Source organism: Maribellus sp. CM-23, assembly GCF_021354595.1.
GTDB lineage: Bacteria > Bacteroidota > Bacteroidia > Bacteroidales > Prolixibacteraceae > Draconibacterium.
On sequence record NZ_JADWYJ010000001.1, the window covers coordinates 655,784 to 682,180 of the forward strand.

General features: G+C 44.1%; 24 protein-coding genes. 9 read left to right on the plus strand and 15 right to left on the minus strand.

Annotated elements, in window-relative coordinates:
* Positions 1–71: 71 nt before the first annotated feature.
* Positions 72–1,253, minus strand: coding sequence for an ABC transporter permease (locus tag INQ51_RS02475; protein ID WP_233376312.1), 1,182 nt, complete (start codon positions 1,251–1,253; stop codon positions 72–74).
* Between the two features lie 450 nt (positions 1,254–1,703).
* Between INQ51_RS02475 and INQ51_RS02480 the strand changes: the two genes are divergently transcribed.
* From INQ51_RS02480 to INQ51_RS02490, 3 genes are all read left to right on the plus strand, one after another.
* Positions 1,704–2,315 (plus strand): FKBP-type peptidyl-prolyl cis-trans isomerase, encoded by a 612-nt coding sequence (locus INQ51_RS02480; protein ID WP_233376313.1) that lies wholly within the window; start codon positions 1,704–1,706, stop codon positions 2,313–2,315.
* A gap of 51 nt (positions 2,316–2,366) precedes the next feature.
* On the plus strand, positions 2,367–3,080 hold the full coding sequence (locus tag INQ51_RS02485; RefSeq protein WP_233376314.1) for an FKBP-type peptidyl-prolyl cis-trans isomerase: 714 nt from the start codon (positions 2,367–2,369) through the stop codon (positions 3,078–3,080).
* A 101-nt stretch (positions 3,081–3,181) separates the two neighbouring features.
* A complete protein-coding gene (locus tag INQ51_RS02490) occupies positions 3,182–3,553 on the plus strand; it encodes a DUF3127 domain-containing protein (RefSeq protein WP_119438697.1) in 372 nt (123 codons plus the stop codon).
* Positions 3,554–3,846: 293 nt separating this feature from the next.
* Here INQ51_RS02490 and yaaA read toward each other — a convergent pair whose 3' ends face one another.
* The 11 genes from yaaA to INQ51_RS02545 form a co-directional block, all read right to left on the minus strand.
* Entirely contained in the window at positions 3,847–4,614 is a 768-nt protein-coding gene (gene yaaA, locus INQ51_RS02495; RefSeq protein ID WP_233376315.1) for a peroxide stress protein YaaA, read from the minus strand.
* Positions 4,615–4,801: 187 nt separating this feature from the next.
* Complete coding sequence (locus tag INQ51_RS02500) at positions 4,802–6,709, minus strand: endonuclease MutS2 (RefSeq protein ID WP_233376316.1); 1,908 nt, start codon at positions 6,707–6,709, stop codon at positions 4,802–4,804.
* Positions 6,710–6,990: 281 nt separating this feature from the next.
* A complete protein-coding gene (locus INQ51_RS02505; RefSeq protein WP_233376317.1) occupies positions 6,991–7,293 on the minus strand; it encodes a DUF1905 domain-containing protein in 303 nt (100 codons plus the stop codon).
* A gap of 13 nt (positions 7,294–7,306) precedes the next feature.
* Positions 7,307–8,884: a hypothetical protein gene (locus INQ51_RS02510; RefSeq protein WP_233376318.1), complete on the minus strand. Its 1,578-nt coding sequence runs from the start codon at positions 8,882–8,884 to the stop codon at positions 7,307–7,309.
* Positions 8,885–9,148: 264 nt separating this feature from the next.
* The gene (locus INQ51_RS02515) at positions 9,149–9,670 is read right to left on the minus strand and encodes a hypothetical protein (RefSeq protein ID WP_233376319.1); all 522 of its coding nucleotides are present in this window, start codon (positions 9,668–9,670) and stop codon (positions 9,149–9,151) included.
* Positions 9,671–9,828: 158 nt separating this feature from the next.
* A complete protein-coding gene (locus INQ51_RS02520) occupies positions 9,829–10,353 on the minus strand; it encodes a PH domain-containing protein (RefSeq protein WP_233376320.1) in 525 nt (174 codons plus the stop codon).
* Positions 10,354–10,516: 163 nt separating this feature from the next.
* Entirely contained in the window at positions 10,517–10,975 is a 459-nt protein-coding gene (locus INQ51_RS02525) for a hypothetical protein (protein WP_233376321.1), read from the minus strand.
* A gap of 671 nt (positions 10,976–11,646) precedes the next feature.
* The gene (locus INQ51_RS02530) at positions 11,647–12,156 is read right to left on the minus strand and encodes a DUF3124 domain-containing protein (RefSeq protein ID WP_233376322.1); all 510 of its coding nucleotides are present in this window, start codon (positions 12,154–12,156) and stop codon (positions 11,647–11,649) included.
* Between the two features lie 102 nt (positions 12,157–12,258).
* Positions 12,259–13,074, minus strand: coding sequence for a ZIP family metal transporter (locus INQ51_RS02535; protein WP_233376323.1), 816 nt, complete (start codon positions 13,072–13,074; stop codon positions 12,259–12,261).
* A gap of 43 nt (positions 13,075–13,117) precedes the next feature.
* A complete protein-coding gene (locus INQ51_RS02540; protein WP_233376324.1) occupies positions 13,118–15,475 on the minus strand; it encodes an ammonia-forming cytochrome c nitrite reductase subunit c552 in 2,358 nt (785 codons plus the stop codon).
* A 123-nt stretch (positions 15,476–15,598) separates the two neighbouring features.
* Positions 15,599–17,203 carry a sulfatase gene (locus INQ51_RS02545; RefSeq protein WP_233376325.1) on the minus strand — a complete coding sequence of 535 codons (1,605 nt, stop codon included), beginning with the start codon at positions 17,201–17,203 and terminating at the stop codon, positions 15,599–15,601.
* A 468-nt stretch (positions 17,204–17,671) separates the two neighbouring features.
* On the opposite strand from INQ51_RS02545, the gene INQ51_RS02550 reads away from it, so the two are divergent.
* Positions 17,672–18,880, plus strand: coding sequence for an NAD(P)-dependent oxidoreductase (locus tag INQ51_RS02550; protein WP_233376326.1), 1,209 nt, complete (start codon positions 17,672–17,674; stop codon positions 18,878–18,880).
* A gap of 180 nt (positions 18,881–19,060) precedes the next feature.
* Here the strand turns inward: INQ51_RS02550 and htpG are convergent, their stop codons facing one another.
* Positions 19,061–21,115 carry a molecular chaperone HtpG gene (gene htpG, locus INQ51_RS02555; RefSeq protein ID WP_233376327.1) on the minus strand — a complete coding sequence of 685 codons (2,055 nt, stop codon included), beginning with the start codon at positions 21,113–21,115 and terminating at the stop codon, positions 19,061–19,063.
* Positions 21,116–21,325: 210 nt separating this feature from the next.
* Here htpG and INQ51_RS02560 point away from each other — a divergent pair, with 210 nt between their 5' ends.
* The 3 genes from INQ51_RS02560 (at position 21,326) to INQ51_RS02565 (ending at position 23,311) form a co-directional block, all read left to right on the plus strand.
* On the plus strand, positions 21,326–21,487 hold the full coding sequence (locus INQ51_RS02560) for a hypothetical protein (protein ID WP_233376328.1): 162 nt from the start codon (positions 21,326–21,328) through the stop codon (positions 21,485–21,487).
* On the plus strand, positions 21,484–21,744 hold the full coding sequence (locus INQ51_RS22700; protein ID WP_410796189.1) for a type II toxin-antitoxin system RelE family toxin: 261 nt from the start codon (positions 21,484–21,486) through the stop codon (positions 21,742–21,744). The genes INQ51_RS02560 and INQ51_RS22700 overlap by 4 nt, the downstream gene beginning before the upstream one ends.
* A gap of 85 nt (positions 21,745–21,829) precedes the next feature.
* Positions 21,830–23,311, plus strand: coding sequence for an aminotransferase class V-fold PLP-dependent enzyme (locus tag INQ51_RS02565; RefSeq protein WP_233376329.1), 1,482 nt, complete (start codon positions 21,830–21,832; stop codon positions 23,309–23,311).
* 34 nt (positions 23,312–23,345) lie between these two features.
* Here the strand turns inward: INQ51_RS02565 and INQ51_RS02570 are convergent, their stop codons facing one another.
* Entirely contained in the window at positions 23,346–23,858 is a 513-nt protein-coding gene (locus INQ51_RS02570) for a GNAT family N-acetyltransferase (RefSeq protein ID WP_233376330.1), read from the minus strand.
* A gap of 117 nt (positions 23,859–23,975) precedes the next feature.
* On the opposite strand from INQ51_RS02570, the gene INQ51_RS02575 reads away from it, so the two are divergent.
* Positions 23,976–24,725 (plus strand): patatin-like phospholipase family protein, encoded by a 750-nt coding sequence (locus INQ51_RS02575; protein ID WP_233376331.1) that lies wholly within the window; start codon positions 23,976–23,978, stop codon positions 24,723–24,725.
* A gap of 56 nt (positions 24,726–24,781) precedes the next feature.
* On the opposite strand, the gene INQ51_RS02580 is transcribed toward INQ51_RS02575, so the two are convergent.
* On the minus strand, positions 24,782–25,165 hold the full coding sequence (locus INQ51_RS02580; protein ID WP_233376332.1) for a co-chaperone GroES family protein: 384 nt from the start codon (positions 25,163–25,165) through the stop codon (positions 24,782–24,784).
* A gap of 410 nt (positions 25,166–25,575) precedes the next feature.
* Here INQ51_RS02580 and INQ51_RS02585 point away from each other — a divergent pair, with 410 nt between their 5' ends.
* Positions 25,576–26,112: a hypothetical protein gene (locus INQ51_RS02585; protein WP_233376333.1), complete on the plus strand. Its 537-nt coding sequence runs from the start codon at positions 25,576–25,578 to the stop codon at positions 26,110–26,112.
* The last annotated feature ends 285 nt before the right edge of the window (positions 26,113–26,397 follow it).

Below are 26,397 nucleotides of genomic sequence, written 5' to 3' on the forward strand. Positions count from 1 at the left end.
AGCATAACAGACGCTAGACACAAACTACTAAACAAAGGTTAAACTCTGAACACTGAACTTTGAACTCTAAACTACTCGTAACGCAGCGATTCAATCGGGTCGAGTTTCGATGCTTTTTGTGCCGGGTAGTAACCAGAAATAATTCCAACAAAAAAACATAAGATTACCCCCAGAATAATCCAGGTCCAGGGAATGATAAAGGAGGAACCGATCAGCGAAGAAACCAGGTTACCGGCAATGATTCCGAGGATAATTCCCACGAAGCCGCCAATCTGCCCCACCACAATTGCCTCTACCAGAAACTGTTGCTTTACCGTTGAACTCTTCGCTCCGATTGCCTTCCTGACGCCAATTTCCCGCGTGCGCTCGGTCACCGAAACCAACATAATATTCATTAAGCCAACCGCTGCTCCCAGCAAGGTTATCAGCCCAATGATGGTAGCCACAAAGGTGATGTTCTTTATATTCTCCAACAGCATGTTGGCAAGATTGTCACTTTTTTCGATGTTAAAATCCGATTCATCCAGCGGATCAAGGTCACGGACAATGCGAAAAGTTGCTTCGGCCTGGCCAACGGCAGCGTCCATTAATTCTGGGCGATCGACCATTACCTGCACACCGAAATTCATGTTCGGGCGGGAAAAATAAGTGCGTGCATTGGAGTAAGGAATAAAACACACCATATCGCTGTTCATTCCAAAACCACTCCCCTTTTTCTTTAATACACCAATCACCTTGTACTTTCCACTACCGATACTGATCACTTTATCTACCGGCTCCTCACCCGATTTAAACAGGCGACGCGCCAACTCGCTTCCGAGTAAAACCACATTACGTCCGGAAGTAATATCCTGACCACTAAAACTCCGGCCTTTGCCAACCTCATATCCCGAAGTAGCCAGGTAATTCTCATCGATCCCCCGTACCGTGATGTTCGGATTTGTTTTTTCCGACCCGTATTTTAAAGTAGCCGTTCCGGTGCAATACACCGAGATTGCAGTTTGTGCAGGGAAATCAAAGCTTCCCTTGAACTCCTTTGCCTGATAATAAGATATATAGGAATAATTTTTAGCCCGGTAACGTTTTGCTCCAATCTGCACATTCATTCCACGGCTTGAAATGGAAAAAGTATTGGCACCCATAGAAGCAAACTCCTTGGTGATCGAATTTTTGATCGAGTCAATGGCTGTCAGAATTCCAACCAGTGCGGTAATCCCAACAGCAATAATCAGTACCGTTAAAACAGTACGCAACAAATTGCTTTTTATCGAAATTAAAGCAATCCGTATATTTTCTGCAAAAAGGGTGGTCTGCCGCATAAGCAAGTATCAATTCAGAGTAAAAATAATAATCTTTCGGGTGCAATCTCCACAAGTGAAGGCAAATAAACGAACTCCCTAAATTATGTACTATTAATTATTGTATAAGTACAGCCTGCCCTGCTAAAATTACGAAAGCCTCTCAATTATTTTTGACAATGCCCGGTGTAGATGAAAGAGCCCTATAAAGGATTACCACGCAATAAAATGAAGAAGGTTCCAATTTCAGGAACCAGAGATACAGGGAAAAACAGTAGTACTCTTTATGAGTTGATATACAGCACTTCAAATTAATTACACACGCACAAAATTAAAGGAAAGCATTCTGCCAATTGCGAAAAAATTACTTTATATTCGCACACCTAATTAGTTATCAAAATAATAATGTCAAAAATCAAATTAAGCGACGATTTAGAAAAGTTCAGTTATTCATTGGGATTAAGTATCTCTGCAAACCTTATTCAGTCGGGTGTTAAAACCATTCATCCGGATGCATTTGTAGCAGCCTTAAAAGATGTTTTCACCGGAGAGAAACCACAAATTTCGCCCGAAGAAGCCAATCAGATTCTGGAATCTTTTGTTGCGCAATCGCAAGAAGGAGAAAACAATAAAAACCTGGAAGAAGGACAGGCTTTTCTTTCTGAAAATGCCAGGAAAAGCGGAGTGATTGTGCTGCCAAGCGGCTTACAATACGAAGTGATGAAAGAAGGTGAAGGCGAAATTCCGACTGCCACCGACCAGGTAAAATGCCATTACCACGGCACCCTGATTGACGGCACTGTTTTCGACAGCTCGGTACAACGTAATCAGCCGGCAGTATTCCCGGTTAACGGCGTGATCCAGGGATGGGTAGAAGCACTTCAGTTGATGTCGGTCGGATCAAAATGGAAACTTTTCATCCCATCGGAACTGGCTTACGGCCCCCGTGGTGCAGGCGGTGCCATTGGCCCGAATTCCACCTTGGTTTTCGAAGTTGAATTATTGGAGATCATGTAATTTGATTGTTCCTGACATCCTGATTTAGATCAAACATAAAATTTAATAGAAATGAAAAATGCAATTCTTTTTGTAGCGGTCGTAGCAATGATGATCGCAGCAACATCTTGCCAACCTGGCGGTGCTCCTGATGTAAAACTTGAAACCCGTGCTGACTCAGCAAGTTATGCCATTGGTGTACTGGTGGGTGCCAACAACAAAAAACAACTGGAAGGAGCTCCCGGAGGTAAAACGATGAACATTGAAGCGATGGCTCAGGCTTTCCGTTCTTCTTCATTGGGCGAAGAAGTTAAAATTTCGGAAGAAGATGCCAATGCACTGATTCAGAAATTCTTTATGGAAGAAAACGACCGCGAAGCACAGGAAAACCTGGAAGCCGGTAACAAATTCCTCGAAGAAAACGGTAAACGCGAAGGCGTAACAACTACCGAAAGTGGTTTACAGTACGAAGTGCTGACAGAAGGAACCGGTGAAAAACCTGCTGCTACTGATCAGGTGCGTGTACACTACCATGGTACTTTAACTGATGGTACTGTTTTCGACAGCTCGGTTGATCGCGGAGAGCCTACAGTATTTGGTGTTAACCGTGTTATTCCAGGTTGGACAGAAGCCCTTCAACTGATGCCGGTTGGATCAAAATGGAAAGTTTATATTCCTGCAGAACTTGCTTATGGCGAACGTGGTGCAGGTGCCAACATTGGCCCAAACTCGGCACTTGTTTTCGAAGTTGAATTACTCGAAATTGTAAAAGAAGACAACAAATAAGATTACCGTTTAGGAAATCATGTTGATAAAAACCCTTTGTCTCGTTCAGGCAAAGGGTTTCTTTTTTATATTTTTGAGCCTCATCAACAAGAAAGGATAAAATGGCATTAAGCGTAAAAGGAAAAGTAGATCAGATTTTAAAGCCTGAATCGGGAGTGAGCCGTGCAGGGAAAGAATGGAAGAAACAGGAATTCGTACTGGAAACAGAAGAGCAGTATCCCCGGAAAGTGTGTTTCACGCTGTTTGGAGAAAAAGTGGACCTGTTGAACGGATTGAATGCAGGCGAAAGTGTGGAGGTTTCCTTTAACGTTGAATCGCGCGAGTTTAACGGGCGCTGGTTTACCAATGTAAATGCCTGGAAAATTGACCGTGCAACCGACGACCAGAATTTCCCGGAACCACCACCGGAGTTCAGAATGCAAGATATCCCGCCGGAGCCGGGAGACGATGCAGCAGGTGATTTGCCGTTCTAAAACAGAAGGATTATTCCAATACAATAAAAAGCCGGAGGTTTCAAAAACTTCCGGCTTTCTTATGTTTGAAATAATGTGCGTCCACTATAATAAAGATTCCTCACTTTCCTCGGAATGACAAGGTCTTTAACGTTTCCAGTAGATTGAGGGGATATTTTGGCGGATTCCCACCAAAATATCCCCTCAATCTACTTCCAGATCATAATTCGTTGTCATTCTGAGCGTAATAAAATGAAGCGACAGAATCTACTCATAAAACACTTTATTGGACTGTTGTGATGTAAAGTACCTAATTACCCCCGAGTAAACACAGGTTTTCCGGGCTTTGACAAACGCGGATTAAAAACATAGCCTTCCGAATCAAAAGCCTGCAAATCTTCCACTTTCTCCACCTTGTTTTCAATGATAAAACGCGTCATTAAACCCCGGGCTTTCTTCGCAAAAAAGGAGATCATTTTGTACTCACCGTTCTTCATATCTTTAAACTCCGGCGTAACAATCTCGGCTCCCAGTTTTTTAGGATCGATGCTTTTGTAGTACTCGTTCGACGCCAGGTTGATCAGTACCTGACTCCCCGATTCTGCAATCGCTTCCTTTATTTTGGGCGTGATTTTGCTTTTCCAGAACGCATACAAATCATCCGAACGCAGGTATTTCAGCTTGGTACCCATTTCCAGGCGATAGGGCTGAATGAGGTCGAGCGGGCGCAAAACCCCGTACAAACCGGAAAGAATGCGCAGCTTGTTTTGCAGCAACATCAACTGATCCTCGGTAAGCGAAGGCGCATCGAGTCCCTGGTATACATCACCGTTAAACGCCAGTACCGCCTGTTTGGCATTTTCGGGCGTAAAAGGCGGTTGCCAGGTTTGGTTACGCTCGTAGTTCAGTTGCCCCAGGGCGGCCGAAATCCCCATCAACTCCGAAAGTTGTTTGGGTTTCATTTTTCGCAACCGGGTCATTAGCTTTTCCGATTCGTCCAGCATGTCGGGCCGGGTAAAAGTAGCTGTGGTGGGGGCTGTTTCAAAGTCCAGCGATTTGGCCGGAGATATAACTATTAACATGACAGTATAGCTGATTATTTGTTTCCAAAATTAACAGGAAAAACACAGGAAAGTTTAAAAGATCGTCAATAGTATCCGCAAAATTCAGGAGACTGCTTCCCTGTGATGTACAGAAGCACAGCAACGATAAATTCGGACATAAAAAGAACGAGCATGTCTTAATGGACAGCTCGGTCTTCCGTTGTATCTACTGGTCTTTTTTGCTGACAAGATTCAGTCGGTCCAAAGCAACAGTACTTTTCAGGCTGCCAAATACTACCGTTACCTTCTTCCCTTTCATCTCCAGAACAAGTCCCGGTGCGGTTTGTCCTTCCAGACAAACAGTATCGCCCGTCTCAATTACCGCATTGATTACTGGCGGCTTATCTTCTGCCGGTTTATTTGTCTGAGCAGGATTGACTTCTGAAACAGTAACCGGATTGTCCACCTGCTGTTTTACTTCTTTTCGCCTGGCTTCCCAATAAAGCTTGTCGCGGGCAATCGACTGCAAGAAATTATCCATGTTGATAAAATCGTCCCCAATTTTGGCCGACGAATCTACAATAATATCTTCCGGTAAGCCAATTCGCCGGGCCACTTCAATGGCAAACGAACTTCCCGGATTGCCAATGGAAAGCCGGTACAGCGGTTGCATCCGTTCCGCATCATAAAGCATCGCCCCGTTGATAATCCCATCGGTTTCGTAGGCAAAGTGTTTCAGGTTCTGAAAGTGCGTGGTAATAACCCCAAAGCTGTGCTTTCGGTTGAAGCGGTCGAGCAGGGTTTCGGCAATCGCTCCGCCAATCTGAGGTTCTGTTCCACTGCCAAACTCATCAATCAAAATCAGCGTTTGGGCGGTACAGTTTTCGACAAAAAACTTCATGTTGCCCAAATGCGAGGTATAAGTACTAAGACTGTTCTCAATGCTTTGCCCATCGCCAATGTCCATAAAAATGTGCTCAAATATTCCGGCCTGCGACTCCTTGCTTACCGGAATAAGAAGCCCGCATTGCAGCATGTATTGCAACAAGGCAACAGTTTTTAAACACAGCGATTTTCCTCCCGCATTTGCTCCCGAAACAATCAGTAAGCGGTCTTTGGCATTCAGGCTGATATCCAGCGGCAACGCCTGCTTGTTTTGTTGCCGGAGGGCAATGTTCAGCAAAGGATGGATCGCGTGGCTCCATTCCACCTGCTGCCGGTCTTCAAAAACAGGTTTAACCCCGTTAATGCGGGATGCAAACAAAGCCTTGGCGCGTGTAAAATCAATTTCACCCAAGAAGCTGTACGACTGCAGCAATTTGGGAATATGCGGCCTTACCTGGTCGGTAAAAACAGTCAGTATCTTGATGACTTCCCTGCGCTCGTCGGTTTCCAGTTCACGCAAACGACGATTGGCCTCGGCCACCGCTTCCGGTTCAATATAAACAGTTTTTCCACTGCCCGAATCATCGTGCACCACTCCTTTTATTTTTCGTTTGTTGGAGGCACTTACGGGAATAACAATACGACCGTCGCGCATGGTGGATTGAATATCGCGGCTGATATGCCCTGCTGTTTGCGCATCGCGAATGGCCTTTTGCATGTGGCGTGTAACAGCCTTGGCAGCTTCTGCTTTGCCTTTGCGAATATCGGCCAGCCGCCGCGAGGCGTTGTCTTTCACCTGTCCCGATTTGTCCAGAATAGAACCGGCCCGTTCCACCAACGAAGGGAACACCTGTATTTTAGCGGCCATTGCGGCAAGCGCCGGATAGCGGGGCTTGCCTGCGTTGGTTACGGCCTTTCGCAAAAAGTCAACTATTTCGTTCACCGTCTGGAGAGAGTTCATCAAGTCGGCTATCTCATTTTCATAAAACCAACGTGTAACATCGCCTGCAACCTTTTGCAAGGGAGTACGCGCATCGATAAAAAAGTCAGAAGGAAAATCTTCTTTGTTTCCAACAATTTGCAGTAACTCGTCGGTTTGTGTCAACCATCGGTTAATGGTTAAATAATCTGTTGAAAAAGCCATAGAGGCAACCCATTCTTCTCCAAGCGGGCATAAACATTTCTCGGTAATGTACTGGCGGATTTCTTCAATGCCAGTTTTTTGTTCAAAATTATCCGGGTAAATCATCTTCTCTTAAAATGATACGATACCAGCCGTCAGTATACTGACAGACCAATATACAGTTAATAAAAAGTATTACTAATAACTGGAGATTTCCCATATTCCGACCCGGCGCAATCCTGCACCACCGGCACCTCACTGATCAGAGATGCGAACTCGCAATATGGTATTTACACGGAAGCAAAATTCATAAAAAGATGTATCTGTTTTTTCTGACGCAAATGTAAAAACATTTTACAATAAAACAGCCCTTTCCTTCAACATAGGTGCCGAATACAGCTATCCGGCTAAATCCACACCACAATTTCTATTTCATTCCCGGCTGTAATATGCTCCTTTTTTCTGATTTCGGCCTTTAACGGCAGGAAATAGGTATTCTGTTTGGTATCGAACCAAATCGCCGTTTTCCATTCGCTGTTTCCGATCTGTGCAGTGGCTTTTAGCCTTCCCCATCCTTCCTCTTCGCGTCCGAAGGTGCTTCTGATCTCTTTGGCCAATCCGGCAGGGAAAGAGACAAAAAACCAACCACCCGGCGCCCCGTATTGCCAGGGCTCCGCCTTAAACGTGTATTTAACTCCTTTTATTTGCATGGCAGAACGTATGCTATTGTTCGTCGTAACCGTGGTACAGGTAAAGCGCCCCGTACGACCAGTTAGGCCCCTGAAGCCCCGGGTAATTGTACCGATCCATCATCAGTGCCACATACTTAAACGGATAGCCGTCGGGTAACTGAACCACATTGGGCCACACCCTAGTTCCGGCGCTGTCGTCCCAGGGCGGCAAATCCATTCTCAAAGTCCCCACTTCGTGGAGATCGGGGTAAGTATAAATAAAAATTTCCCGTTCAGAACTCCCCGAGAAGCAATAGCGGGTATCTCCTATTTTCTGAATCGATGTACCGGTTGAGTTGTGCTCTGTTGGCCCCGCAATCCGCTGGTAGTTCTTGTTCCAATCAACCGATTCCAGCACAACAGCTTTGTAGCCCTCGTGATTTTCGCAGGTGAGTATCCGCCATTTATTAACGTCCTCGTCCCACAAAATGTGCGGGTCTTCGATATCGCCAACAATACCAAAAGGCGCGGCTTTCATCACCGAAAAACCAAGGCGCGGATCTCTTTTGCTTTCAACGGCCAGCAGCTGCTTTTTCTCCTTGTCAGGAAAAGCATAGGCGCTAAAGCCGGTGGTAAGACCCCGCCAGGTTTGCTGCTCGCGGTCGTAGAAAATGTGCGAGGCGATCTCGTTTCGCAGCAAATCGTCGCCACGGTCGAATACGATTATCCCTTCCAGCTTCAGGTCAAAAACCGTGGGGTTCATGCTAAACACACCCTGTACATGGTGCGGCAGTGCCCGTCCGCGAATCGACATGGTGTACCACAAACGCCCCTGGTCGAGCAGCAGGTCGCCGTTTTCGTAGGTGATGGCACGTATATCGGCCAAACCCACCCCGGTGGTAATTGCCGCCTCTACCCTGTTGATGCTCACCGCTCCTTTCTGAAGCGCGACATACAAATGCGACTGAAAAGCATGCAGGTATCTTTTGTTGCGCAAGTCGATGTAGCGGTTAAAATCACTCTGCCCGATCACTTGGGGTATTCCCCCGTTGTGCAAGTACAGGGTAAAACCGCTTCCCAGCATTTGCAATATGATGCGGCCTTTTAGCTGAGTCGTCTCTTCGGCATTAACTGCAATGGATTGATCAGTGATTGTCTCTGCTCCCTTGGTAACTCTTAGCTTCACCGAAGTAAGCAGCGAATCTGTAAAGCCAACTGTCACCCGGAACTGCTCACTATCGCCGGCATCCGAAAACTGAAAGCCCAGCTCGCCGCTGCCCGAGCATGCACTCAGGTCGATGGTATAGGTAGCAAACGGATTAAATCCACCAAACCAAATGCCGGTTTGTGTTTCCTCTTGCGACTGAACCACCAGCTTATTGTCGCGGTACGTAATTTCTGATGCCTGAGCCAAATATTGCTTAACAGGATGCATCGAAGCCGGGCCAACCACCTGCCCGGGGTTAAGTCCCGCCAGCGGAATCGACTGCTGTTCATCAAAGAGCATGCGTTGTACGCCCTGCCGCACAAAGTTTATCTGATCGGGCGACGGCTGGCATTGCGCCACATGCGGCAAGACTCCCATCAGGGTACAAAAGAGAAGGAAGCCGCTTATATGTTTTAAGTTCATATAGCTGTGAATGTTTATTTTGTTATTGATTTAGGTTTCTAATCGTTTTTATCTCTCGGTACAACGGTTTACTCAGCATTGGCGATGATAAAATGTTTAATTCGCTAATCCAGCCTGCTTTTCCCAGTCTTTTTCAAGTTCACGAATATCCTTCTTATAAATCAGTTCAAACATCATTTCATTCCTGACATGATTTGAGTTGGATAATGAGCGATATAATTTCAGAAACTTCTCCTCTCACATAAGATTGTTAGCACAAGTACTTTATTCATTTTGGGCTGAGATTTCCAATTTTAAAATAACATTCTCACCATCGATATTTGTATAACCAATCCGAACCATTTGTCCGTTTTCTTTTATTGGTCCATTATTATTTGAGGTCTTATGAAATCCGTCGATTATCAGATAATCTGAGTATCTAAAATGTACGCCTTTTACCGAGAAACTCTCAAAATGATTTTGACTTTTTTGAGCAGGGTTAAAGTCTTCAACCTTTCCTTCAATTTTCGTGTATGCTTTATTTTCAATCATCGATTTTAGATTTCTTTCTCTTTCAACGATAGAAGGAATTTTCATAAGAAAAACGACTACTATTATGGAAGATATTATTCCTAAAATCCAACCGAAAAACAAAATGATTTGACGGGGTACCGAAAAGCGTTTATAATATTTCTTGACGAAATAAACAATTCCAAATCCGAGTGCTCCAACTAATAAAAACGGAATCAAATGCCAAATATCGCTTCCGCCAAATTTATACTCATATATTGTTTCGTATGCAGTCATTCTAATATCTTAACGGTTGGTACATGTTGCCGGGGCAGATTTCGAAGAGCGTTCCTGTCCGAAGGACATGGAACTGCGATGCGATCCCGAGTACTCGGGACGCAGTTGGCACACCACCGAACCCGCTATAAAAATTACACATTGTTGCAAGCCGTAATTTATTTTTTTTTGTTTTTAATCAACTCAGTGACAAAGTTTACCAATTCTAAATCGTCTGGTGAAATCACTATTTTTTTATTGTCTTTTGTATTAATGAGTACCCAGTTTGTATCTCGACTTGTCAAGATTGTCATTTTATTAATCCTTGTCGAAGAATAATATCCAATATTTCCTAAAACTCCTTCGGCGCCAAATATTCGAATTAATCCTTTTCTGTCCTCAGAATCAAAAATTCTCACATTAAAAATCTCTCGAATGTTTATAACCTTTTGCGTTAGTCTGCTTTTTATTATCAGGTTACCATTTAAAATCTTATATGATATCGGTGTCTGGTAAATACCGAAAACACAGGCAATCAAATAGGTTAGAGACAGAATAATGGCAATAACAAAAGGTGCTTTATTGTTATCAGATTTTGCGTATAAAAAACCTGTCAAAAGAGCAAAAGCTAAAAAGACAAAAATGGTCTTCATTTTTGTTCTCTTGTCCATAGACGATTTACATTCAAATATTGCATTTTCCATATTAAATGCGATTTCAATTATGGCTTATAACGGTTGGTACATCTTGTGAAGCAGATTTCGTAGAGCGTTCATACTCTGCTGAACGGAATTGCGATACGAGAATCCATTAGACTGCGCCGCACGCCCTCGCAAGGCAATTTGCAAATCCAAACTTTCTTTCATTTTATAATTCCAATATTTCAGAAAACAATGTCTTGTATTCTTGAACATTCCTTACAAATTCCTTTTTTACCCAAATCAAATATGTTATCCCAACAACTAAGAATATGCCTCCAAATATGGAAGCAGTTACATTACCTGTTATTATTCCGAAGATTATTGTCAATAGACCTAAAGCCAAAAAAATAGAGACCTCCAATATATTTAAAATGTGCTGATTAAATGAGATTTCTACATAGGTCTCATTTCCCGTATCCGTTTGTGTTATCTTTCCATTTGCTATAATATGATTACGAAGTATCGTTTGAAATGCAGAAAGAATCCGTTTTCGAACTCTAAAGTTTGTTGAATTATCATCATTTTCTACATCGAAAACAAATCCGTTAATAGATCCAAATGCGGAGTCTAATTTTTTAATAATCGCTTGAGAATCACTTTCCACTTTAAAATTCCAGACTTTCATAATATCGTTTTAAATGTTTGCTAACGTACCAATAAATGTATAGTACATTATATCTTATTAACTACGACTCCAATAACTTACAGCTATCGAACTAAAAATAAACATAATTTTCCGTTTCTGGCTGAAGTGGCTGGAATAGAATTCACCCCGGAAAAGGGAAACTATCATAAGCGCGGGTAAACGATCCGTCCGTTAACTAACGACCGGAGAAGGCAAAAGAATCGCTTTCCTGATCGTTGACACGGTCAAAAGGCCCACCAAACAGTTTTTCATGTCATTGACACGGTCAAAAGGCCCACCGAACAATTTTTCATGTCATTGACACGGTCAATAGCTTGTCGGAACAGTTTTTCATGCTTTGTCTGACGGACATGAGGTGAAAAATCAGTTTTTCACGACTTGTCTGGCTGACGAGAGATGACAAATCATTTTTTTATGCTTTGTCTGACAGACACGGGCTGACCGAACAGTTTTTCATATCATTGCTGCGGACAACGGTTTTTCCGACGGTTTTTTCGGGTGGTTTAATACGCAACATGGAATCAGGAATACTGTGGTCCGTTAGAATAATTACAGAACAACAGATTGCTTCTCCGTCAGCTGACGGATCGCAATGACGATGTTGCGAGACAGTTTGTCGTGTGGAGGGTAGCTTTTACAGGGGGTTCCGGCTACTCATAAATCCTGACGCCGCGCGATGAAAACGAAACGCCCTGTTCGCCGTAGGTAGAGATCATAACCGCCTCGAACAAGGGTGGATTCTTTCGGTCGCGAATGGCCCAGTCGAACACAAAATTGGCACCCGATCCCCCTTCGCTGTCGTCTTCGGCAATCACAATCTCAATGGTCTCCATGGGCTGCACATAAACGGGCTTTTTGAAGTATTCCCTTATTTTGTCGCCTTTGGTATTGTAGTAATCTCCGTGCACAATAAAAATGGTGTCAGACAACGAAACGTTTCGAATGCTGACGGTAACCGTCAGATCGTAGGTACGGCGTTCGTGCACATGGTAAATGTGCGAGTAAATGGGCAGATAGGTTTTGCCGTATTCCAGGCTGTCGGCCGGCGGCAACAAGGTCTCGCGGTCCGAAGTCTTAAAATCCTTTGGTTTCGAAGCTTTCTCCCGCTCACAGGATGTAAGCAGTAACACAGCGGCCAAACAGGTAAGCAGGAGTCTCATAGGATAACTTTTTAAGTTAAAAACGATGTGTTTCCTACAAATCTACTAAATCCGGTACTGAAAAGGATCAAAATCCATCAGAAAAAAATGTTCTTTGTATGCTTATCCCAATGCCACATCGAGCAGCATCATGGTGGCAAAACCGATGATGGCTCCCACGGTGGAAAGGTCGGTTTCGTTGCCTGTTTGCGACTCGGGGATCAGTTCTTCCACCACCACAAAGATCATCGCACCGGCCGCAAACGAAAGCGCATAGGGGAGCAAAGGCTCCATGGTTAAAACCAGGTAAGCCCCCAGCACACCGGCAATGGGTTCCACCACTCCCGACATCTGACCGTAGTTAAAGGCTTTTAAGCGCGAAAAACCTTCGCGCCGCAAGGGGATGGAAACAGCTGCACCCTCGGGGAAGTTTTGCAAACCAATACCAATGGCCAGCGCAATGGCTCCCGCCAGCATTCCGGCATCGGGGTTGTTGGCAAGTGCACCAAAAGCCACACCTACCGCGAGTCCTTCGGGAATGTTGTGCAAGGTGATGGCGAGCACCAGCAACACACTTCTTTTCCACGAGGTTTCAATTCCTTCGGCTTTCTCGCGGGGTTGCCCCAGGTGAAGGTGAGGCAGAATTTTATCGACCGCCAGCAAAAAAGCGCCACCGGCCAAAAAACCAACCACGGCGGGTACCCAGGGGACCAGGCCGCTGGCTTCTGCCATTTCAATGGCGGGGTTTAGCAGCGACCAGAAACTAGCCGCGATCATTACACCCGACGCAAAGCCCAGCATCGAGTTCAATATTTTCTTTTTGATTGATTTAAAAAAGAACACCATGCCGGCTCCCAAAGCTGTCAGGAACCAGGTAAAAAGCGTTGCTCCGAGCGCCAGTATTACGGGATTATAATCCAGGAGTTTTTCGATCCACATATTCAAAACATATTATTATTACACCTTCGGCAATGATTGCCACTTAGCTGTTTTGTTGCAAGGCAGAAATGGCTTGTTGCAGCGCGGCTCTGTCCTGTCCCGACAGCCCTTCTGTTTTCAGCGCATCGGAATACAACTTTATGGCGCCGCTTTTATTTCCGTCCTTCAAATAAATATCGGCCAGAAACTGAACGTTTCTTAAATCGCCGGGATTCAGTGCAAGTGCTTTTTTCAGGTTATTGACCGCCGATGGTTTTTGACCGTTTTGCAGCTGATAGAATGCCAGGGTATAAACAATGCTGCCATCCTCCGGACTGATCTTGTGCGCCTTTTCGGCATATTCCACGGCCTGTTTCAGATCGCCCCGCTGTGCTACGATCACACTCAGGTTTTTGGCGGCTACCGCCTGTCCTTTCGGATTGGCTTCCAGCGCAGCCTTCAGTGCCTGTTCTGCTTCATCCATTCTTCCCTGCTCGGCCATCAAAAGCCCCAGGTTCAGGTTGGCCGCTTCGTTGAGGGGGTCGAATTTGATTACGTTGCGCAGGTTCTCTTCCGCTTTTGCCGGGTTGCCCACATAAGAATACAGCACACTGCTGTTGATCAAAGGCAAAATGGATTCGGGATACAAACGGGTGGCCGTTTCATAAGCTCCCAATGCCGACTGTACATCTCCTTTATTCTGATGATATAGCCCAAGGTTGTAATGATTGCTCCAGTTGTCGAGCCGCGATGTCATCGATGTAACATACTCTTTCTCGGCAGCGGCAATTATGTTTTTCTGATCGGCGCTAAACAGGTCTTCCGGAAAAGTGAGAATGGCATTTGCCGCCTGTATGCGCACCAAACGAATGTCATCCTGGCAAGCTTTTAAAAGTGCTGCTTTTGTTTCGTCGCTCACAATTCCGCCCAAACCATAAGCTGCCGACGAACGTACCAGTTCCGATGGATTGCCTAGCGCATCCATCAACACCGCTGCTTTCGATTCATCGGGGTAATTATTCAACAGGCGCACCAATGAGTTGGCCACCACGTCGTCGGTTTCGGGATTGCGAATCAGCGCGAACATCTTGTCCACATTCTTCCATTCCAGGTCGCGGGCCTCCTTGATCAACTGCGCCCATTTCAATGTTTCTTCCTGGTAATTACCGTTGGGGCGGGCTTTTACGATTTTATTGGCCCACTCGGGCGATTTATCTTTATGACACTGGTTGCAGGCGTTGGGCGATCCAAACCGGATGGTAGCCTCGGGCATGGGTGGCCGGAACGAGTGATCGCTGCGCAGGAAATGCCCCACAAATTCGCGCTTCGGCATGTGGCAGCTTAAACATGTTAAACCTGCTTCAGCCTTATGGCCCGTATGAGCTTCCAGGTCTTCGTTCCGATTGTTATGGCATTTCAAACAAGCCTGATTAGGATTGTCTTTGTTACGGTCGCGCCCGCTGGAAGTGTGGCAGGAAACACAGTGCAATTCACTTTTTTCGGTACATGGATTCATCATCCAGCCGGTGAGTGTATAGTTTTCACCCAAATCACGCCCGTCGGGATAAAAGTCACGGTCTTCGAGCGTGGTCACGTTGTAATTATCAAAAAACTTATCGCCCGGCATGTAGCTCGGGGTAATGGGTTGCATTTTTGAATGACAGGTGGCACAGGCATCGTTGTTCTGCTCTTTTGTAAACACCGATGTGCTGATCAGACCCAACTCTTTGGCTTTTTCCCCTTCCTTCAGGTTCTTGAAAATACGAATGTGTTCGCCTGCCGGTCCGTGACAGGTTTCACAGTTGATTCCGGGTTCTTTCCAGGTGGTGTGGTAGGTGTCGGTTTCCAAATCGAAGTTGGTACTTAGCTGGCTGATATGACAGCTGTAACACCCGGTATTAAACGCAAACTGATCGTCTTTCCAGGGCAGAGCCTCATCTGCGGGAGAGTTGTCGTTAAAATGACGGACACCCGACTCAGGATAGTTGAACCATTTCTTTGCATTGGCATCATAAGCCAAAGGAATATTCTGAAGTTTGCCTTTTTCGAACGGTGTCAGGAAACAGTAGACATTGTGCCCGCCCATGGCCCAGAGTATGTCGTAGGTAGCAACCAATTCCTTGCCCTTGCGCTCGTACATTACCATGGTTGAATCTTTAAACTCCACCTGAAACAGGTTCCCTTCCACAGCAATCGGTTCGCTGTTGGGCAAGCGGTGCTTGGCCATGAATTCGGCATTGACAGGCATCATCGCCTGTGCATGGTACGACGGCGACCAAAGCTCGTAAAACTTCTCGTGGCATTCTTTACAACTCTGCGAGCCTACAAATTCTCCATCGGGATTTGGTTGCGCACCTCTTTGGGTGCATGAGAAAAGGGTGAATACAGTGATTACCCCCACTATCCAATTTTGCCGGTTCATTCTTCTCTTTTTGGTTTCTGACACAGCAAATATTGTAATTTATTGCGTAAGAATGAATTTAATTAGCTTCCTTTCTGTCTGACAGGCAGATTTGTTCACACCGGATTTTCACTCCGAACGGAATCATTTCCAGTACTCTATTCGCGGATTCTTTTTTACCTTCTCCTTGTATTCGTCGATAAAATGCTGATTCAGCGAATCACTGTCCTCGTATTGCGTGCGTAATTCTTCCAACTCTTTATGTAGGGTTTCTTTGACTGAATCATAGGCCGGGTCGTTGTAAACATTTTTCATTTCGAGGGGATCTTTGGTCAAATCATACAGTTCCCATTCGTCGATGTCGTAATAGAAATGAATCAGCTTGTAATTGTCGGTGGTAATTCCGTAATGGCGCATTACATTGTGTTCCGACGGATGTTCGTAATAATGGTAATAGTGTGCTTTTCGCCAGTCGGCCGGAGTCTCTCCTTTTAAAACCGGCAACATGCTTCGTCCCTGCATTTCCTCCGGGATTTCAGCACCGGCAATGTCAATCAGTGTTTCTCCAAAATCGAGGTTGGATACCATGTCGTTGTTCACCGTTCCCGGCTCAATTACGCCCGGCCAGCTGATCAACAAGGGCGTACGCAGCGATTCTTTGTACATCCAGCGTTTGTCGAACCAGCCATGCTCGCCTAAATAAAATCCCTGGTCAGAAGAATAAATCACGAGGGTATTTTTATCCAAACCGCTTTCCGTTAAATAATCGAGCACCTTCCCTACACTTTTATCCACCGAAGCAATACAGGCCAGGTAATCGCGCATGTAACGCTGGTATTTAAACCGTACCAGGTCTTCGCCCGTCGGGTTTGTTTGTTTGAATTCTTCGTAGATGGGCCTGTACACTGCCTGCCATTGTTCCTGTTGCTCTGCGTTTAATCCACCCCTTGGTTGATCCGTTAATTTCAAATCGTAAACAGGTATCATCGTTTGAGCAATCGACATGTTGTTTAAGGCGGCGGCTTTCCGGTCTCCTTCGTAATCATCAAAAAGAGTCGGAGGTTCCGGGAAGGTCACATCTTCATAAATCCCCAGTTCATTGGGTCCCGGCTCCCACGAACGGTGCGGTGCCTTGTGCCACATCATTACCATAAACGGCTGTGTCGAATCTTTCATTTCGTTCATCCACTCAATGGTCTTGTCGGTGATAATTTCGGTCGTATAACCTTCCATCTTGTACTCGCCCGTCTGATTGATAAACGTGGGATTGTAATACCTTCCCTGCCCGGGCAGAATATCAAAATAATCGAAGCCGGAAGGAGTTCCTCCCAAATGGAGTTTTCCAATTACAGCAGTTTTATAGCCGGTTTCCTGAAGCACTTTTGTAAAAGTTTGCTGGCTAAAATCGAACTTTGATCCGCCGGAGTTATCTACAAATCCGTTTTTATGACTGTACCTGCCACTCAAAATCGTTGCACGCGAAGGGCCGCAAATCGAGTTGGTAACCATGCACCGGTTGAACAGCATTCCTCCGCTGGCCAGACGATCGATGTTGGGCGTAGGAGCCAACTCCGCCAGCGGACCTCCATAAGCACTTATGGCCTGAAACGCGTGATCATCACTCATGATAAAAACGATATTGGGGCGTTGCGCTGACTGCTTTTTGGTCACCGGATTACAGGCGGCAAAAACAACACTGATCAGCAACACTAAATAGCTTGGCTTCAATGAAACTAAAACAGACTTCATTTGATTAAATTTTTTGGATTCAACTTTATTGGCACTTACCAATAAAATTCCATTCTTATAAAATATTTCTTTTCTCCATTCGGGTAAATGATCCAATCATTTACAAAAGACAATCCTTGATGCCTACAAATTTATCACTTATTCTAAACCAGCGGTTTCTTTCCTGATCTTATTTTGAATCGATTCGTACCGCTGCCTTGATTCTTCCGGCACGGGTTTATATTCCGAAATACCCACCAGGTTTTCCAATTCTTCAGGGTCGTTCGCGTGTTGGTTATGGTGTATGACACTTCGTTTATTGAAATATTTTAACCGATCGTGTCCGGAAATAATTTAAATTCAATACTTTTATGTAAAGCAACAGAAATGAAACGAGCATGTAATTCATACCCAAGAGGATGATTATCCGTCAGCTGATGAACATGCAAGTCCCATCTGTTACCTTAGATCATTTACAATTATAAACAGATGAAAGTAGGAATTTTAAGAGAAGGTAAAACTCCCCCCGATAAAAGAGTACCCTTAACCCCGGAACAATGCCTGGAAGTAATGGAGAAATTTCCATCGGTAAAAGTGGTGGTTCAACCCAGTCCTATCCGTAGTTTTAAGGATGATAACTATACCAGCATCGGCATTGAACTACAGGAAGATTTGAGCGACTGCGACGTCCTGCTAGGTGTGAAAGAAGTGCGTATCCAGGATTTTATTCCCGGAAAGATCTACCTGTTTTTCTCGCACACCATCAAAAAACAAGCCTACAACCGGAAGTTGCTGCAAACGGTTTTGGAAAAGAACATTCAGCTGGTGGATTACGAAGTGCTGACCAATAAAGAAGGTTTCCGTATCATTGGTTTCGGGCGATTTGCCGGCCTGGTAGGCGCCTACAACGGGCTGCGGGCTTTCGGCTTACGAAATAATATTTTCAACTTAAAACCGGCGCACCAGTGTCACGACCTTGCAGAAATGCTGCAAATACTCGACGGCATTCAACTGCCCCCCGTTAAAATAGCCGTTACCGGAGACGGAAGAGTGGCGGGCGGCGTTCTGGAAATACTGAACCATATGAACATCGTCCGGGTTACTGCCGCAAGCTTTTTGAGCGAAACAGATCCCAAGGAGGCCATTTACACGCAGCTGCTTCCAAATAATTACGCCCACAGAAAAGACGGAGAAGCATTTGAGTTGATGCACTTTTTCAACCATCCTGAAATGTATGAGAATGCATTCGAAGCTTACACAAAAGCTACCGATCTGCTGATTGCCGCTGCTTACTGGGATCCAAAAGCTCCGGTACTTTTTACGGCAGAAGATGCCCGCTCCGAAGATTTCCGCATCAGCGTTATTTCCGACATCACCTGCGACATTGAAGGTTCCATTCCTTCCACCAAACGGGCTTCCTCGATCGACGATCCGTTCTACGATTACAATCCGGAAACAGGAGAACTGGAAGCGGCGTTTTCAAACCCACGAAATATTTCGGTGCAGGCGGTTGACAACCTGCCCTGCGAATTACCCAAAGACGCCTCGCTCGACTTTGGCAGAAACCTGATCGACAAAGTTTTCCCAAGCTTATTTAGCGAAGATATTGAAGGTATTATTCAACGGGCTTCGATTACGAAAGGCGGTAAATTAACCGATCGCTTTGCTTATTTACAGGATTTTGCGGAGGGAAAGTGAGCCAGTCGCAGTTGGCAGTCACAGTAAGCAGAAGTGAAATAAAATCAGCAAAGTTTTATTAATGCATTTTCGCATTAAAGCATTAATGCCTTCATAAAAAAAACGCCGATCCATCCGTCGATTGACGGACAGACCGGCGTCAGTTCTCACTCTTCCTTGACCGGATTGTTATGCACAATCCTATTTAATCAGTTCTACACTTCGTTTTACAAATTTGTCGAGGTCAGCACCTTTCAACAAACCGTTGGCCAGCAATGCCAGGTCAACCATTTGCTTGGCCAGTTTATTGCTTTTGCCAAATTCGGTCAGCTGTCCTCTTTTTTCTTCTTCCAGTTTCACCAACTCACTGTTCAGTGCATCCAGCTTTTCTTTGTCGGCTTGCGGAACTTCTTCGTCCTTTTTACCTTCTTTGGCTTTTTCCAGACCAGCGATCTCTTCTTTTTTCACGGTAACAGAAGCGGTCAATTCCTCCAGATTTTTGCCCAGTTTTTTATCCTTGGCATCCAGCACTTTCTTCACCAGCGGGTGCGAAGTATTCACCACCAGGCTCAGGTTCTCCGGCATATCGCCATAAAAGTTCATTCCTCCCTGCATTGCGCTCATGTCCTTCATCCGGCGCATAAACTCATTGCGGGTAATCACCATTGGCGACCCGCTTTCTCCCAGATCCTTAAAGTCGACGATAAAAGAATAATCTGTGGCTTCCGGACAAACTGCCTGGAAGATCGGAGACAATTCCTGTTTCTGCTCCCACGAAAGCTCTTCTTTGGCTGAATCTTCTTTTTGAATCAGGTGTTCCACCACATCCGAGTCAACACGCACAAAACGTTTGTCGGTGTACTGCTGCTCAAATTTATTGATCAGGTGAGGAGCCAGCACATCATCCAGTACCAGCACATCGTAACCTTTGTTTTTGGCTTCTTCCACAAAAGTATATTGCTCGGTTACGTTGGTGGTGTACAAATAAATGGTGTTGTTATCCTTGTCGGTCTGGTTCTCTTTTACCAGTTTCTCGTATTCTTCCCAGGTAAAATATTTGTTCTCCGCATTTTTCAGCAGGAAGAAATTCATGGCCCGTTCGTGGAATTTCTCTTCCGTCAGCATGCCGTATTCGATGAAAATCTTCAGATCGTCCCATTTCTTTTCGAAATCTTCGCGGTTGTCTTTAAACAACTGGTGCAAACGGTCGGCCACTTTTTTGTTGATGTGACTGCTTATCTTTTTCACGTTTGAATCGCTCTGCAAATACGAACGCGAAACGTTCAACGGAATATCGGGAGAATCAATTACACCGTGCAAAAGTGTCAGAAATTCGGGAACAATGCCTTCCACCGAATCGGTCACAAAAACCTGGTTGCAGTACAACTGAATTTTGTTTTTCTGAACCTCAAAATTGCTTTTGATTTTCGGGAAATAAAGGATACCAGTCAGGTTAAACGGATAATCCACGTTCAGGTGAATATTAAACAAAGGCTCTTCGCCAAAGGGATACAACTGACGATAGAAGTTTTTGTAATCTTCGTCTTTCAGATCCGCCGGAGCTTTTGTCCACGCCGGTGTTGTATCATTCACCTGGTTGTCTTCCTCTGTATCTACCTGCTGACCGTCTTTCCAGTCTTTTTTCTTTCCGTAAACCACCGGAATTGGCAGGAACTTACAGTATTTATTCAGAATCTCTGAAATTTTCTGATCATCCAGGAAGCCTTTTTCTTCTTCGCTGATGTGCATCACGATGTCGGTACCTACACCATCTTTTTCAACTTCTTCGAGTGTGTATTCCGGGCTTCCGGTACAACTCCATTTAACGGCTTTTGCCCCGTCTTTATACGATTTGGTGATGACATCCACCTTTTCAGAAACCATGAACGAGCTGTAAAAACCCAATCCAAAATGACCGATAATGGCATGGGCGTCTTCTTTGTATTTATCCAAAAACTCGTTGGCTCCCGAGAAAGCGATCTGGTTAATGTACTTTTCCACTTCTTCGGCTGTCATACCGATACCGTTGTCAGAAACGGTGATGGTTTTGGCGTCTTTGTCGAGTTTCACAACCACTTTGGCTTCACTCAAATCGCCCTTATACTCACCTTTCGAGGCCAGTGTTTTCAGCTTCTGAGTCGCATCAACGGCGTTCGAAACAATCTCCCGTAAAAAAATGTCGTGGTCAGAATAAAGAAATTTCTTGATTACCGGAAACAGATTTTCACTGGTAACTCCAATTTTTCCTGTCTGCATATTCATTATCGTTTTATGTTATTTTTCGTTTACGACGGGCAAAAAATCAAACCCTGTGCCAACCGGTCTTTTAATGACGAATTGACAGCAGCACTTTTACAAATCAGACAGAATGGTAAAGAATTGATTTTATGTATTCAGCTTTTTATTTTAATTTTGAGCTATTCACTTCATCAAATGGAACTGGTTTTAAAATTAAATAAGAAACAGTTGAAGGTCTTTACTGATCTGGCGGATAAACTGAACATCAAACACTTTGTTGTGAATGATGAGGAGGAAGATGCAGCGGTGTACCGTGCGATGCAGGACGGCGATCAGAATATTTTGGAGGATCCCGATTTAACCGACTTTGAGAATTGGCTCAAAGAATGAAAACTCTCTACACAAAACAATTCGAAAAAGATGTTAGGAAATACCCTGAATACAGAACTCAGGTTTTTGAGGTAATCAGGCGTTTTAAGGATGCTTCCTCACTTGATGAACTTTCAAGCATAAAAAAACTTCAGTCTGAGGAAAAAGATTTTCGGGTTAGGCTTGGAAACTTTCGTTTGGGCTTTTCTGTCGTCGATGAAACCATCGTTTTTAAACGATTTCTCCATCGGAAAGATATCTACAAATATTTCCCATAAAGGCTGTGTCTGATCCTTATCTCTAAAAATTTATGACATTTCCCCTTTTTTTTATTCCGCCAAAGTCGCTTATTTTGCGTCACTTATGATTTACAAGGAAAGCATGCTGGAGAAGTATTTCGAAAAGTTCAGGAAAAATATTGTTGGGATCGACCAGGAATTTGATACGCCTTACGGTAAAAAGAAAATTGTTTATGGCGACTGGATCGCCAGCGGAAGGTTGTACCACCCCATTGAAAACCGCATTTCCAACGACCTGGGTCCTTTTGTCGGGAATACACATACCGAAACCAGCGAAACAGGTATTCGGATGACACATGCTTACCACCTTTCTCATAAACTGATCAAGCAACACGTAAACGCCTGTCCCGATGATGTGATCCTCACCGCAGGTTTTGGGATGACTGCCGTTATAAATAAATTCCAGCGAATTCTGGGGCTGAAATACTGCGGAAAAATAGGCGGCAAAAGCTGTATTGCCGAACGCGAACGGCCGGTGGTATTTATCACGCACATGGAACATCACTCCAACCAAACATCGTGGTACGAAACCAGTGCCGACGTGGTGGTGGTTGAGCCCGGTGAAGGGCTGCTGATTGATACCAACAACCTTCGAAAAGCACTCGAGCAATACAAAGACAGAACCTTTAAGATCGGATCGTTCACGGCCTGCTCCAACGTAACCGGTGTTCGCACTCCCTACCACGAAATGGCCAGAATAATGCACGAATACGGCGGGGTTTGTTTTATCGATTTTGCGGCGTCGGCTCCTTACGACGAAATAAATATGCACCCCGAAGATCCGATGGAAAAACTGGATGCTGTTATGTTTTCGCCCCATAAGTTTCTGGGTGGACCGGGTTCTTCCGGTGTGATTGTTTTTGATGCATCGATGTACAAAAACGAAGTGCCCGATCAACCGGGTGGCGGAACAGTAGACTGGACCAATCCGTGGGGAAAATATAAATATGTTGACGATATTGAAGCGCGGGAAGACGGCGGCACTCCGGGATTTTTACAATCAATCCGCACCGCGCTGTGTTTCGAGCTGAAAGACAAAATGGGCGTGGACAATATCCGCCAACGCGAAGAAGAATTGCTCGAAAGAGCTTTTACCGGGCTGGATAAAATACCGGGACTGAATATCCTTGCCAACAATGTTCGCAACCGTTTGGGCGTGATCTCCTTTTATGTGGAAGGAATTCACTACAACCTGCTGGTGCGCCTGTTGAACGATCTATACGGAATCCAAACCCGTGGTGGCTGTGCCTGCGCCGGAACTTACGGACATTTTCTACTTGAAGTATCGTACGAAAAGTCAGAGGAGATAACAGATAAGATCAGTCATGGCGACCTTTCTGAAAAACCGGGCTGGGTGCGCTGGTCGTTACACCCAACAATGACCGATGCTGAAGTTGATTTAATGATGGAAGCATTGGCCGACATTGTTTCGAACATTGGAGAATACCAGAAAGATTATCAGTACCTGAATCGTAAGAATCTGTACATGCACAAAGACGACCAAGGCGATGATGAACTGATGCAAAGGTGGTTTACGCTGGACTAAGCGTTTTGATCGTTTAGCAAATTAAACTGTCGAATCAGTCCAAAGGTCGGTTCAACTGCAACTCCAGTATTTCTCCGGGTAATCCGTCAAAATCAACAAATCGAACAGATGAAAATCCGCTGTTCAGCAAGATCTTTTTAGACGGAATATTGTTCGGATCTATTATCGCTTTTATTCGGGTTAACTGATCTAATGACCTGGATCTTTTGATCATATTTCGGGCCATCACCCCGGCAATTCCTTTCCCCCAATATTCCGGCAATAACATATATCCCAATTCGGCTTCTGTATCATTCGGCTTCTGAATCGTTAATTTTACAAATCCGATAAAATTGTTACTTGAACTACCAGTAATTTTATAAGTACCCAAAAAGGAATGTAGTTCATTATTAAGGACAATTTTTGAAAACTCATCTTTGGCCTCATCTTCCGACAAAGCCCTTTCCGTAATCATTGCCATTACTTTTGCGTTACCAACCAGCTTAAAATAGAATTCAAAATCGCTTTCGGTAAATTTCTCAATCTTTAAATCTTCTTCGTAACTCATAATCACGGCTTTATTTCACATTAACCTGCACTCAAAATTCACAACAAATTCGGATAACACATTCAGATTATTATTCGCAGATTAATTTGGTATGGATGATTTCTTACTTTTGTAAAGATGGCAAAAAAATACAACACCGGCTTGGTACTTAGCGGTGGCGGAACCCGAGGATTCGCTCATATAGGCGTAATTGCCGCCCTCCACGACATGGGCATAAAACCCGATGTAATATCGGGAGTAAGCGCAGGCGCAATCGCAGGCGCTTTTATTGCTGCCGGAACATCGCCCGAACGGATTGTGGAAATCTTTAAAAAAGGCTGGTTCTTTCAGTATACCAAAATTCATATTCCGGTGGATGGACTCTTAAAACTGGACGGCCTAAAAGAGATCATCGAGAAAGAGATTGACGTGAAAAAGATCGAAGATTTAGAAGTGCCTTTTTTTGTGGGAGTTTCAAACCTCAACAAAGGTACTGTTGAATATAAAAACAAAGGACCGCTTGGAAAAACAGTGCTGGCTTCGTCGTCGATTCCGGTATTATTTGCGCCTGTAACGCTTGGACGCGATTTGTACGTGGACGGCGGGCTTGTAGACAATGTCCCGATTGAGCCGATAAAAAACGACTGCGAACAGATCATCGTTTCCAATATCAGCCCCATTAACCCAAAGGCCAAACTGAAAAACTTGGTACAGATTGCCACACGCACGGTTTACATGAGCGTGAACGCCAAAATTGAGGAGATAAAAAAACAGGCTACTTATTACATTGAACCCCGCGGCATTGACGAATACGATATCTTTCTTCGGAAACATGCCGACGAGCTTTACGAAATGGGTTACAAAGCCACTAAAAAAGCTTTTCAATAAAAAAAGCCATTCCATTGCGTTGAAATGGTTAAACTATTTTTGGAAAATCTATCGTCCTATTTAAACAGGTTTTCGTCGCGAATGATCATCAATATGGCCGAATGCGGAAGAATGATGTATTTCTCGTTGTTAAACTCAATTTCGTGCCCGCTTTTGTTTAAGTAAATGGCCAGGTCGCCAATATGTGTTTGCAACGGAACATATTTAACGGTCTCCTTGCTTTCCTTCCACACTTCGTCTTCTTCACTCACCGCCGGGATCGGGTATCCAGGTCCTACTTTCACAATATAACCACTTTGTACCTGCTCGTTTTCCTGCACAGTAGGTGGCAAATACAATCCCGATTTTGTTTTTCCGCTGCGATTCTTCGGCTTTACCAACACCCTGTCGCCAACCATTATAAATTTTTCGAGATCTTTTTCTTCAATTACTAATGACATACTCTTTCCTTTTTCAATCAAATAAATAAAATTATTCCGATTCCGAATGACAAAAATTCTTTTCGCTAAGCGATTTTACGGGTATAAAAATAGCAAAGAATCAAAAAGCACCATGTATTTCCCCTAATCATGAAAAAAAACAGAAATCACACAAAACATATAATCCGCTAAAGTACAGTCAGTTAAAACAAAACACTAAAAATATTTTAAATTTTCACACTACTATGTATTGCATGGTATTATCTTTTATTTATATATTTGCAATACAATGTTCAATGTTTAGTACAGTACATTTTTAAAAAAAGTTCTAAAAATTTGTAACGAAACAAAAACTTGATCGTCTTAATAGCAGAAAACAAAAAAACAAGCAAAGCAAGAAACAAGAAAACAAGAAGCAGGAGGAAAGAGTCATGAAAACAAGAAACAATGTTCAGAAAGCAGTTACCAAAACAATGGCAGTCATCATGAGCCTGGTTTTATTAAGCATTACCGTAAACGCTCAGGAGTTTTGGAAAAACATTTTGAGAAACAACAGCTTTAGCCAAATAGCTTATGCAATGGCTGAAGAAAGCACTGACGCAACCATTTACCCGACAGAAGCAGTAGTTGCCGATTACACCGAACTGAATTCTCTTTTCGTAGCAGAAGCAGAACCTTCTCTTCAGGTGGAATCATGGATGTTAGATGTAAACAGGTTTTCAGCTACCACTTCTATTCTGACAGAAGCAGAAGATGCACTTGAACTGGAAGACTGGATGGTAAACGAAAGCTTTTTCAGCAACACAGCCAGTTTGTTGACCGTGGACGAAGATGCAACGTTGGAACTGGAAGACTGGATGACCGACGAGGCCAACTTTAAAACCGGCGCTTTGAAAGTGGAAAACGAAGTGGAAAGCAAACTGGAAGTAAAAGACTGGATGACAAACAGCTTAGCCTGGAAATTTTAAACAGCGAATAACTCATTTTTTTAACCGTTGCCTTTCGAAAGAAAGACAGCGGTTTTTTTATGGGAAATTTTCACCGATTAGATTTTATTCCCATCCTCATATCCTTCCGTCTTAACAGCTACCCTTTTACTTATCTTTTCGATATTTGAATTCGAAGAAAATACAAATGATTTTAATAAGAAACATCGAATAAGGAATAAGAAATCAGAAAATAAGACTGATCGTCTCTCCATTCCTTAAAGAAGAGACAGAAGAGAGGGTTAATAAAACAGAATCAAAAATACT